Annotated in this window: 8 protein-coding genes and 1 pseudogene; 8 read left to right on the forward strand and 1 reads right to left on the reverse strand. The window is 44.8% G+C overall.

Annotated features, from left to right (window positions below; genetic code table 11):
• The first annotated feature begins 478 nt into the window (after window positions 1-478).
• From selA to mobB, 7 genes are all read left to right on the forward strand, one after another.
• Window positions 479-1,903 (forward strand): L-seryl-tRNA(Sec) selenium transferase, encoded by a 1,425-nt coding sequence (gene selA, locus HGJ98_RS20970; RefSeq protein ID WP_291353668.1) that lies wholly within the window; start codon window positions 479-481, stop codon window positions 1,901-1,903.
• Window positions 1,904-2,379: 476 nt separating this feature from the next.
• Window positions 2,380-3,435 carry a selenide, water dikinase SelD gene (gene selD, locus HGJ98_RS20975; protein ID WP_291353680.1) on the forward strand — a complete coding sequence of 352 codons (1,056 nt, stop codon included), beginning with the start codon at window positions 2,380-2,382 and terminating at the stop codon, window positions 3,433-3,435.
• A 38-nt stretch (window positions 3,436-3,473) separates the two neighbouring features.
• Complete coding sequence (gene bshC / locus HGJ98_RS20980; protein WP_291353670.1) at window positions 3,474-5,048, forward strand: bacillithiol biosynthesis cysteine-adding enzyme BshC; 1,575 nt, start codon at window positions 3,474-3,476, stop codon at window positions 5,046-5,048.
• A gap of 130 nt (window positions 5,049-5,178) precedes the next feature.
• Window positions 5,179-6,327 (forward strand): LCP family protein, encoded by a 1,149-nt coding sequence (locus HGJ98_RS20985; protein ID WP_291353672.1) that lies wholly within the window; start codon window positions 5,179-5,181, stop codon window positions 6,325-6,327.
• Between the two features lie 214 nt (window positions 6,328-6,541).
• Window positions 6,542-8,503 (forward strand): FapA family protein, encoded by a 1,962-nt coding sequence (locus tag HGJ98_RS20990; protein WP_291353674.1) that lies wholly within the window; start codon window positions 6,542-6,544, stop codon window positions 8,501-8,503.
• A 431-nt stretch (window positions 8,504-8,934) separates the two neighbouring features.
• Window positions 8,935-10,149, forward strand: a complete 1,215-nt coding sequence (gene glp, locus HGJ98_RS20995) for a gephyrin-like molybdotransferase Glp (RefSeq protein ID WP_291353682.1) — start codon at window positions 8,935-8,937, stop codon at window positions 10,147-10,149.
• Between the two features lies 1 nt (window position 10,150).
• Window positions 10,151-10,675: a molybdopterin-guanine dinucleotide biosynthesis protein B gene (gene mobB / locus HGJ98_RS21000; protein ID WP_291353675.1), complete on the forward strand. Its 525-nt coding sequence runs from the start codon at window positions 10,151-10,153 to the stop codon at window positions 10,673-10,675.
• Window positions 10,676-10,829: 154 nt separating this feature from the next.
• Here mobB and HGJ98_RS21005 read toward each other — a convergent pair whose 3' ends face one another.
• Window positions 10,830-11,696, reverse strand: a complete 867-nt coding sequence (locus HGJ98_RS21005; RefSeq protein ID WP_291353684.1) for a Na/Pi symporter — start codon at window positions 11,694-11,696, stop codon at window positions 10,830-10,832.
• Window positions 11,697-11,950: 254 nt separating this feature from the next.
• On the opposite strand from HGJ98_RS21005, the pseudogene HGJ98_RS21010 reads away from it, so the two are divergent.
• Window positions 11,951-12,222, forward strand: a pseudogene (locus HGJ98_RS21010) (GNAT family N-acetyltransferase); the annotation flags it as partial.

The following is a 12,222-nucleotide window of genomic DNA, read 5'->3' on the forward strand; positions in this document are numbered from 1 at the left end:
CAACTAAGCCGGCCGCCTGCGCCTACGGCTTAGCGCCAGCCAAGTTTTCTTTATCCGTAGTAAAAGATTGCAGGAATTTGATGTAGACAGTTGATGCAAACTGTCTTGCCTTTAAACCTCTGAACTTTTATAGTTTTACCGCAAAAAATACAGGGCGAGAATTGTTCTTTTGTTTGGGAGCGTGATTTAAAGGGAAGAATAACAGCCTGATGATCTGACTGTTTAAGTGGACAAACTGAGCTGGTGTTAGACAATGAAATACCTCCTTGAAGTCAGAAGTTAGAAGTCAGAAGTCATAAAGGCCCAAGGCCAGGGTGACGGATAACTTCAATAAATAAGAAAAAAGGTTCAAAGTGAAAACTCACTGCTTGGTTTCCTTTATCATATGCTAATCATGCTGTCGAAATCCTAAAAAGAATGCGGGCCAGATTGCAGGAAATTGGTCGATATAAGATTGGCTCATAAGGAGTGGCAATTAGTGCAACAAGAGATACATAGGCGATTAAGGGCTCTTCCGGCTGTTCACGAAGTAGTTTCTCGGTTGGAAGAACAAACAGAATTCAGTCCGTTTATGACGAATGAGCGGTGGTTACTTCGTTTAACTCAGTGTGTTCGACAGGTTTTACAAGGCGCACGGGAAACTATTTACCATAATCACTCCGGTTCCTTCGAAGAGTTTGAAGCGACCCTTTGGCCCTGGATAGTAAATGAAGTTCTCAAGACATTGTCGCGTACCGAATCCAGTTTAAGGCGTGTTATCAATGCCACTGGGGTCGTATTGCATACCAATTGCGGAAGAGCTTTGCTAGCGCCGGACGTGGCGCGCTTTGTCGCCGAACAAGCAGAAAGGTACAGCAACCTTGAGCTGACTATTGAGACTGGAGAGCGAGGCTCGCGCTATACTCACGTTGAAGAGCTACTTTGTCGTTTGACTGGCGCTGAAGCAGCTATGGTCGTAAATAACAATGCAGCTGCCGTTTTATTAATGATGAATACTTTCGCCTTAGGGAAAGAGGTTATTGTTTCCCGTGGGGAACTTGTGGAAGTTGGTGGATCTTTTCGAATACCGGAGGTTCTAAAAGCTGGCGGAGCAAAGCTTGTCGAGGTTGGATCGACGAATAAGACTTGGCTGAAAGACTATGAAGCAGTTATCGGTCCGGATACGGCTCTGTTACTCAAAGTCCATACCAGCAATTACAGAGTTGAAGGTTTTACCCATGCCGTTTCGGGAGCTGAGCTAGTAGAGTTGGGAGAGAGACTAGGGGTTCCGGTGATGGAAGATTTGGGAAGCGGTAGCTTCTTTGATGGGACAAGTCTGGGTTTTCCACCTGAACCAACGATTAAACAAACGGTTAAGGCAGGATTGTCTCTTGTGTCGTTTAGTGGAGATAAATTACTGGGCGGTCCCCAGGCGGGAATTCTTGTGGGAAAGAAGAGTTTTGTCCAACGCTTAAGAACGAATCAATTAACACGAGCCCTTAGAGTTGATAAATTAACCTTAGCGGCTCTCGAAGCTACCCTTCGCTTATATGATAACGGAGGAATAGAGGATATTCCTGTCTGGAGAATGCTCTCTGCTCCTTTGGATACACTACATACAGCTGCTTTAGAACTTGTAACCGCCCTTCAAGCGAATCCGAATATTGCCGTAGAGTTGCAAGAAGATGTCTCTCAAGTGGGCGGTGGAGCTTGGCCGACGGTTAAGCTGCCTACTTGGGTATGTGCTATTCGTCCAAAGCAAGGGGACATCATGGATTTAGAGAAATTTCTCCGCCTAGGGCCAATAGCAATATTATCAAGGATTCACAAGGATCGGGTCCTAATTGATGTGCGAACCCTGTTAAGCGGTGACTTTGAAGAGATCATTCAACGGTTAGGGGAATGGGGGGAGGAAGTGTCTTAGCACGGTCGCACATCCTACGGCGCTAAAGTAACGTCAGTAGCTCTGCGCCTTCGGCGTAAGTCATCCTCAGGCGGTGAGAACTCTATGGAGCATGCGCCTTCGGCGATAGTGTCCACCGGACACTATCGTCACTGGAGACTTACGTGTTCCATCGCTATTCACGACTGCGCTCATTGACGCGATTCTCTCATTTTGCTCCCTAAGCTAAGAAACTTCCTCAAGTCTGGGGTCGACGAGGGGTAAGACGTAGACGGTAGCTTTGGGAGCTGTTTGTGTTTATAACGGGCGTGTCAAAAGGACCGTCCCCTTGTATCACGGGGGGGGGGGGGGGCTTTTCACGTCACGCTTGCTTTTGTCAGGCTCCTGTTTGTAGTTGACGTGGCTTAATATCTTGTTATAATTAAAGTGTTATGTTTATAAATAAGTGTAAATAAATAGGTGGTGCAAAGATGGATCTTAATATGTCACAGGGTAAAATGACCGAGAAGGTCAGGTTGACCCAGTTGTCCACGAAGGCTGGCTGAGGGTGCAAAATTGGTCCTTCGGACCTGGCGCAAGTTTTGCGTTTTTTACCCCCAAATCAAGAGGATGCTAACCTTTTAGTAGGGATGGAGACTTCGGATGATGCTGGAGTATACCGCTTGAATGATGAGCAGGCCATAGTTCAAAGCGTAGACTTTTTCACTCCTGTGGTGGATGATCCCTATGCTTTTGGGCAAATTGCAGCTGCTAATGCTTTAAGTGATATTTACGCAATGGGAGGCAAACCGATAACTGCGATGAACTTGGTTTCTTTCCCGGTTAAAAAGTTAGAAATGGAAGTATTGGCTAAGATTCTGCAAGGTGGGAGTGATAAAATTCGGGAGGCGGGTGCGGTTCTAGTTGGTGGGCACTCTATTGATGATCCTGAGCCGAAATACGGACTTTCGGTTACTGGGATTGTGCACCCGGACCATGTTCTTTCGAATGCCAAAGCCCAACCCGAAGATTTCTTAATTCTGACAAAACCCCTGGGAGTTGGGATCATCACGACTGGGATCAAACGAGGAATTGTCTCGCCGGAAGCGGAAGCAGAAGTCATACGAGTCATGGCCACTCTGAATAAGGGGGCAGCTGAAGCGGCAATATCTGTTGGGGTCCATGCTATTACAGATGTAACCGGCTTTGGACTTTTGGGTCATTTACATGAAATGCTCGAGGCCAGTGGATGTTGTGCAGAGGTCTATGCAGAGGCTGTTCCGGTGCTAGAGAGTGTTTGGAATTGTATTGAACATAAGGCTGTTCCCGGGGGGACTCAGGCTAACCGGCGTCATCTTGAAAGCAAGGTGGAATTCGAAGAGGATGTTAAGGAGGAGCTCCGAATCGTACTCTTTGATGCCATTACTTCGGGAGGATTATTGTTGTCTGTACCGGAAAACAAGGTAGAAAGACTGATTCAAAAATTAGAAGAGTATAAGACCCCGGCAGCAGTTGTTATTGGCCGTATCAGAAAAGGTGAGCCGGGGAGAATTGCGGTTTCTAATCGTGCATGATAAAATACCCTGTACTGGTAGGTAGCGGGGGGATAGAGATGAGAAATCCAATGCAAACCATGGCTACTTGTTTTGAACAAGTAGCCTTATTTTTTCCGAGTGGAGATCCTAAACTACAAGAAAGCTTTGAACAGCGGGCAGCTTATTTGGACTCAAGAAATTATGCGAGAGAGATTTTGGCAGATACACTGAAGGAGTATCATCAACATTTAGGTTCTAAGGCCGAAACCTTTCAGATGATTGAAGAGCTAAGACAGAAAGAAACTCTTACGGTGATTACTGGACAGCAAGCGGGAATCTTGACTGGGCCTTTATATACTCTTTATAAGGCCATGACCACGATACTTTTAGCTAAAGAGCAACGTGAAAAACTTGGTCGCCCTGTGGTTCCGGTTTTTTGGATTGCCGGGGAAGATCATGACTGGCTGGAGATTCGCGAGACTTATATTTTAAGTTCTGAGGGAAAACCGATTCCTTGTCGTTTATCCGGCGACGGGGGTGGGGAATCGGTGGGTCATCAAAAGGTTCCTGCCTGGGAAACGATTGAAGCTCAGCTTTTAGAAATGCCCGATAGTGAATTTCGATCCTCTGTCTTGAAAAAATGCCGCCAACTTACGGAACAAGCGGAGAATCTAACCCAATGGTTTGCACTGACCTTACAGTGGCTTGTTTATAAATGGGGTTTGATTTTTTTTGATCCAATGTTGCCAGAATTTAAGCGCCTAGCTGCGCCATTGTATGAACAGATTATAAAGATGCAGGTTGATATCAGGGAAGCTTTAGCTGAACGAACGAAGGAATGGGTAGCCCTTGGATTTGAGGCGCAAATCAAACCAATCGGTGGGGAAGTAAATCTTTTTCTTTCTGTACCTGAACGACGAGGGATCCTTTATAGTGATGGAGCGTTTTATTTGCGTGGGCGAAAAGAGTCGTGGAATTTGGACGCCCTGAACAGCTTGTTGACCCAAGCACCGGAACGATTTTCCCCCAATGTAGTGACACGGCCGGTAGTACAGGAATTTCTCTTTCCTACCTTGGCCTATGTTCCAGGACCAGGGGAATTGAATTATTGGGCACAGCTTGGAGAAGTTTTTACTACGCTGGGATTCGTGATGCCTATTCTTTTTCCGCGCTTATCTGCTGTAGTGCTGACTGCTTCTTGGCAAAAATTCCTAAGCAAACAAGCATTAACGATTGAAGATGTCTATAGCGGTTTAGAAGACTATCGAAACCGCTATGTGCGGGAACAAGATACGCTTAATATCGATGATCGCTTTCAGCGTTTTCGCGAAGAAATTGCCAAGGGTTATGCAGAACTTAAGCCACTAGAAGAGATTCATGTTAATGTGCATGATTGGCTGATTCGAAATGAGGAGAAAGTTAACTTTCAATTGGATTATTTAAAAGCAAAGATTTGGCAGGCACAACGCAAAGGATGTAATGATATACTCAATCGCTTACAACAGCTTGAAGATGGGATAACACCCCATCAGTCCAGACAGGAGCGGGTGTTGAATCCTCTGAGTTTTGTCATTCGTTATGGAGATAGCTTTGTAGATCGGGTTGCGCAAATTCCAATTCGCGATTTTAGAGAACATCGGATTCTTTTATAATTGATCTTCGTATTTAATCGAAAGAGCTTGATCATTTCTTAATAATTTCTACAGATTTTGTGAAAGTTCTTTTCTAAATACGAAAGTTGAGTATAATAGTAAAAGGATGTTACTAAATGGAGTTGGTTATGTGAGGCGTGCATTGAAGTTGATCCTGATAGCGGTTACCATAACAGTAGCACTAGCTGTTGGGTTTTTGGGCTATAAATTATTCTTTGAAACTGGTAAGATCTTACCGCAAGGGAATGTATCAGATTCAACTCCAACCGGTGTTCAAGGATTTGAAAATCGGGTCAGCGTCTTGCTTGTAGGAGCAGATCAGCGCCCAGAACAGAAAAGCTTTAGTACGGATACAATAATCCTAGCAAGTGTTGATCCGGAAACTAAGCAGACTAGCTTACTCTCTATTCCTCGGGATACAAGGGTTGCTCTTAAGGGACATGGCTATGTGAAGATAAATGAGGTTGTAGCATTAACGGATTTAGCCACACTTCAAAGTACTGTGGAAGAGTTAACTGGAGAAACCATCGTAGGCTATGTACAGACTAACTTTCAAGGATTTAAAAAAATCATTGATACTTTAGGTGGAGTCACAGTCAATGTCGAGAAAGATATGTATTATGAGACCGGTGATGATGAGGATGGGTATATCAATTTGCGTAAAGGTGAACAACGCTTAGATGGCGCTAAAGCCTTGCAATACGCTCGTTTTCGTCACGATGCTCTAGCAGATATTTCACGGACTGCCAGGCAGCAGGTTGTCTTAAAAGCCGTAGCTAAAGAAGTGTTTCGAATTAGCACAATACCAAAACTCCCCTTTCTTGTTCCTCAATTAATGGATGTTGTCAACACAAATTTAGCGGCCAAGGATATGTTAACTCTGTCCAGAGTTGCGGTGGGATTTGATAGTTCAAAGGTGATTTCCCAGACACTACCTGGGTCATTTCTGGACCTTGATGGCATAAGCTTTTGGAAGGTTGATCCGGATGAGGTTAAAAAAGTGGTTGAAAACTTGTTCCAGGGCAAAACGACGGATAAAATAATTGGTGAGGCGGAGATTGATTTATTAAAGCCGATCCTACCAACGCCTAAGAATCCGCCGCCTAAAGTCCCTGGTAACAGTCAAGATCCCAATGGAGTAAAGTCTCCGAATTATTCGGATAAAGCCACTGAGCAGGAGAATGTTGATCAGATCATTGTCCCAGGTAATAGTCAAGATCCGAATGGGCAAGCATCCCCGGGAATTTTAGAAGTAACCATTAACGTAAACAATCTATAAAAGAACGTAAACAATCTATAAAAGTACCATTTCGTTCAGAGGAAAATATCTAAAACAAAAGACAGGAACAAGCGCAAGTTTGTTCCTGTCTTTTTCTTATCGTAGTGGGTTGTCGATAGGAATCTCCTTGAAACTTAACAAACCCCCCGAATATTTCCGGTATCAGGACTTTAGACCTATGGGGTTCCTGTGAAATTATGTTATTATTTAAAAAATGGCAATTATCGAGAGTGGAGTGATTAATATGCCGGAAAAGGTCGTTCAGGCAGATTCTCTAGAAGAAATTAAAGAGGAGTGGGCACTTAAACTCAAACTATTGCCAGAAGATCTTACGCTAGAAGTGATTGATAAACCCAGCTTTTTTTCTCGACAGTGGAAGGTTCGCTTAATTTGGCGGGACCAACCTCAGTCCAGTCTATTAGATCCGAGTCAAGCAATCTGGGATGGGACCAAATACCTTATTATCCCTAGTGACGGGGTTAAAACATTTATTCCCTATCAGCAGGCAGGTGAAGTCTGGCTCAATGGTGTGCTGCAAAGTGAACCTTTTAAAGTTAACTTAGGAGATCAAGTGGAATTCTATCCGTTGGTTCAGAAAGGACTGTTGGTTTGGGAACTAGACGTTCGTTTTCAGGGATTGTCTATTGTAGCCAAAGTCAAGCACGAACAACCGGGCAGATATGTTCTGGCTAAAGATCTTCCGACTGAGGCAGAGTTGGATTTAGCTCAGTATGTTAGCTGGGAGAGTTTGCCCTCTCAAGAGGGGATGTGGGATGAGGCCAGGCTGCATGCAGACTTACAGCACTTAAAGGTTGTTCATGGAAAACGGCAAGGAATTTGGGCAGAAATAATGGCGGTCAAAGGCTTGGGAGAAGTCGTTGTTGCTGAAGCAACTCTTCCGGTTGCGCCAATCCACTCACAATTAATAGACTTTGTAGGAGATCCTCAAGGTCTTTGCCTAGAGGAACAAAAGATTGATTTTTTTGCATCCAGAGTAAAGTTAGTTGAAGAGGGAGCTATTCTTGCTCGAAAAATTCCCGGTAGTCCCGGGGTGCCTGGTAAAGACGTCTTTGGCAGGATTCTCCCCGCTTCCGTCAATAAGGATTTTCAATTTCGTCTAAAAAAGAATGTTCATCTTTCTGAGGATGAACTTGAAGTGATAGCGGATTGTGCTGGACAACCTTTACGGTTAGATGATCGAACCTATCTGGTTGAAAATGTCTATATCTTAGATAAGGATGTTGATTTGTCGACTGGAAGCATCGAATTTCCGGGAGATGTTTACGTAAATGGAAATGTTCAAGAGGGGCTGAGAATCTTTGCGGGTGGGAAGATAGAAGTTCGGGGTTCAGTTTCACATGCTGAGCTGAGGTCGGAAAAAGGGACTAAGATTCATCAGAATCTTTTAGGCGGAAAGGTTGTTATCGGAGATAAGTTTGTGTTTCGCTCAGAACTTCTTCGCCTTGTTTCCGAATTACGGGATCAACTGAGTATTTGTTTAAGGCGAACGGAAGAGTTGATAAAGTCCCCGGGGGCTATGAACCTGAAACCGGGACAATGTTTAAAATTAATCATGGAAAAACAGTTTCATCAGCTTCCCAAACTCTCCAATCAAGTTGAAAAGTTTGTACTAGAGAATAAAGACGATGAAGTAATTACTAAAGGTCTCATTGTCTCGATCCGATCGGCTAAACACTTCTTAACAGGCTTAGGGCCGTTAGATCCTCAATCAATCCCCTTCCTACAGAGAGTGAGCCAAGCCCTTGTACAATTTGCTGAAAACCTAACCGTCGAGATTCCTGAGAAACTCAGTTTTGTCGTTCGTTATGTGCAAGGGTCGACTATTGAATGTGGAGGATCATTTGAGTGTCAGAAAGGGACCTATAATTCAGATATTCGTGTAGAAGGGGACGTAAGCATTGAGGGAGTATGCCGTGGAGGTAAGATTATTGCAGGTGGGCAGGTTCGGATTCATGAACTGGGAGGCTCGGAGGTTAGTTCAACCTTTGTTCAAATCAGTCCGAACAGCCATCTTTACGTAGATTATTGCCACGCTAATGTCATTATTGCTGTAGGCAAGGAAATCATTCGCATAGAAGAAGCGTATCGGAAATTGGAAATCTATCGTGAGAAAGGCCGGGTAGAAGTAGAAAAGGTCCGGGTAAATCCACTCTGAACTTAAAGAAACCTTGGCGCGGGTGGTCCCTTCTCGCCATTCTGCAAGAAGAGTAATCCGTGGGAAGACAGTGTCTTCCGGCTACGGGACACTCGGCCATCCTTGGCCACGGCATACTTAAGGTTAAATGTCATCCAGAGCGTTAGCGAAGGATCTAGATCCTTCAGTCCTTCCTCCTTCAGGATGACATAGCGCTTAAGTTGCTTTCATTACAATGACAAAAGCGCACTGGATTTTTTCATTCATGCCGCAGTTCGGCATAGGGGTCTGACAGTACAAAAACAAAAATAACCTGCCTCTTTGGCAGGTTATTTTTGACAAGGTTTGGTATTACCGTTACACTTAAGTTAAGCTATGATCGACTTATTCAGAATAAAAAATACCTTTGGGTTTTGGGGTCTAGTTTTATAGGTCGAAAGGAATTAATAGATATGAAGGTAATGATTCAATTAGAAGAGGCTTTAGAGATAGTTCTTGCTCGCATTCAATCCGTTGAAACAGAGTGTCTACCAATTGCCAACGCTTACCATAGAGTATTGGCTCAGGATGTTGCATCGCAAATTGCTATGCCTCCCTTTGCAAGATCGCCACTGGATGGATATGCCTATCTAGCGACTGAGGTTGATCCCCGACCTCTCCAATTAGAGGTTGTGAGTGAAATTCCAGCAGGAACCTTCTCGGATCGAGTTATCGGCATTGGTGAAACGGCTAAAATATTTACAGGTGCCCCGATACCGCCTGGTGCAAATTGTGTAGTACGCATGGAAGACACTGAGTCACTAGGTAATAAAGTGACGATCCTTCGTCCGGTGTCACCAGGTTCTAATATCGTACATAAAGGGGAAGAGATTAAAGAGGGGGATATTCTGCTTAGACAGGGCTTTTATTTATCCCCTCCCGCTATTGGATTGTTTGCAGCGGTAGGCCTGGATCAAGTCAATGTATTCCGTCGCCCGCGGGTAGGGCTGCTTTCTACAGGATCAGAACTGATGGACGTAGGGCAACCATTAAAGCCAGGCAAGATTTATAATAGTAACAGTTATACCCTACGAGGTATGCTTCAAGATGCCGGTTGCGAGGTGCTGGTGATTCCAATTGTTTCAGACGAAATTGAGGATACCCTTGCGGCTTTAGAAAAGGTAGCGGAGGCCGATATAGTTATAACCACTGGCGGAGCTTCAGTGGGAGATTATGACATTATGCGTCATGCTCTTGCCCAATTTGGCTGTGAAATGTTGTTCTGGAAATTGAACTTAAAGCCGGGGACTCCGGCTTCCGTCGGACAAAAAGGAAAGCAGATCTTTTTCTCCCTTTCAGGTAATCCGGCAGCTGCAATGGTAACCTTTGAACTCTTAGTTCGTCCAGTGCTTCGCAAGTTAACGGGACGTTCTACCCCGGAAGAGGGAGAATTCCCGGTTAAGATGGCGAGCAGCTTTGGTAAGACTGGGAAACAACGACGCTTTTTGCGTGCCCAAGCAGTATTTAAAGATGGAGAACTATGGGCGGATCTAGCTCCTGCTCAGGGGTCGGGAATCCTTCGCTCGATGATTGGCAGCCATCTATTAGTAGATGTACCAGAAAACCATGGGGCAGTGGAAGTTGGGGAACTATTAATGGCGCGTTGGATTGCGGACTGGGAGAGTTAAAATGGATGTAAGATTAGGACCTACTCAAATTCCCGTTATCTCTATTGTCGGTGGAAAGTCAAACTCAGGAAAGACGACCCTCCTAGAAAAACTAATTAGGGAAGCTAAGGGCCGCGGATGGAGGGTGGCGACTTTGAAACATGATGTCCATGGCTTTGAGATGGATCAACCAGGTAAAGATACCTGGCGCCATGATCGTGCTGGGGCAGATATAGTGGCAATAAGCTCTCCTCAAAGGATTGCTGTCTTGGAACGTGTCTCTGAGGATCAGCCCCTGGATGAGGTGCTTGCCCGAATTCATGGAGTGGATATCATTTTTACTGAGGGATATAAGCATGCTGATAAGCCGAAAATCGAAGTATTTCGCTCGGCAGTACATGAGGGGCTTTTTTCCAAGCCTGAGGAGCTTATTGCCATAGCCAGTGATCTTGAGTTTGATAACGGCATACCCTGCTTTAGCTTAGAGGATGTTCAAGGGATTTGTGATTTGATTGAAGATAAGTTTGGAGTTCAGGGAAATAAGTGATCGTTGGCGTTCAGGAAACTATTCGCTGATCGTTGGAGTGCACTAATATGTTGTCAATTTGGAGTATTTTGTGAAGTTGTCATCCTGAGTGTCAGCGAAGGATCTTGCCGCATTTAGAGGAAGATCCTTCACGACCTTCAGGATGACAATTCTTTTAGGGGAGTACTTTTTTAAGGAACCTAGTCGACCAGGGCAATAAGGGGAAGGCTAATAGGGAAGACAAAAGATTAAAGATAGTATGGGCGTTAGCAACTTGGCGAGAGAGGCTTCCGCCTAGAAGAGTCAGGGCATTGGCCATTGGTTCCACAAAGGGTAAGAAAATTAGTACGCCAAAAACATTCAGTAAGACATGAAATAGTGCTACTCGCTGAGCCGCTCGTGAGGAGGCGAGAGCTGCGATAACGGCGGTAAAACAGGTGCCGATATTTGCACCAAAGATAAAAGCAAGTGCAGTAGGGAGGGTTATCCATCCGTCAGCCGTGAGCAGCATGACGATTCCCGTCGTAGCGTTTGAGGAATGGAGTAGGGCGGATACCACCGTCCCTGCTATAACCCCTTGAAGATGATTGTCTCCTAACTGTCGAAGGAAATTTTGAATTATGGGCATGTCAACGAGTGGTGCCATTCCAACCTGGAGTAGGCCTAATGCAAAGAAAAGTACCCCTAGGCCGAAAACAGATTGTGAAAGAAATCTCCAGCGAGACGGAATAAAAAGAAATCCAAGAGAGCCAAATACCATAATATAGGGAGTGATGTGATCTAAGGGGAGAGCAAGTAGTTGTGTCGTTAAGGTAGTACCTATATTGCTTCCTAATATTAACGCGAAGGCATTGCCAAAGGGGAGGAGTCCTGCATCAACGAAGGATACGGCCATGACAGTCAAGGCAGTGCTTGATTGAAGAAGAGCTGTGGAGATTGAGCCGCTCCAAAACCCTCTCCAGGGAGTGGCTGTCATCCAAAGAAGTGCTTGGTGGAGGCGTTGTCCGGCGAAGGTTTGAAGCCCCTGCCGCAGAATCTTCATTCCCCAAAGAAGAAGGCAGAGGCCTAGTACTAGGATAGCGATGTACAGTAGTTTCACCTCTTTCGGAGGAAGTTTCTTAGGGCGTTTCGTAGGGGCGATTCCTGAATCCCTACCCTGTTTGAGTCCTCTTTTTACTTATATGGAGCAATAAATCTGTAAAGAACAAAAAAGACACTATTATAGTGCCCGGATATATTTATTCAGTTAAAAGCGATACCGGGGATGATTGCATAGATTACCTAAGAGGTGATTATATGCGAGTTCGACAAGGAAATGTTCGTGACTGGCCATTTATTTATGCTCTTGGAAAAGTTGGTATTCCGGATAGTATTTCTCCGTGGCGCAAGCAACCCATGGAAGTAACGCTAAAGTACCGAGAGGAATTTCTTAGAGGGTTTTGGACCTGGATTCAACAATCTGAATCGGAAGTCTTTATTGTTGAAGAGCCGGAAGGAGAAGGGAAAGAAGAAGCCCCGGCTCAGCCCATCGGATATTTAGTTATTCAGGGGTCTGCACGGGAAGAGTT

This window comes from Desulfosporosinus sp., assembly GCF_014237355.1.
In the GTDB taxonomy this organism is placed as follows: domain Bacteria; phylum Bacillota; class Desulfitobacteriia; order Desulfitobacteriales; family Desulfitobacteriaceae; genus Desulfosporosinus.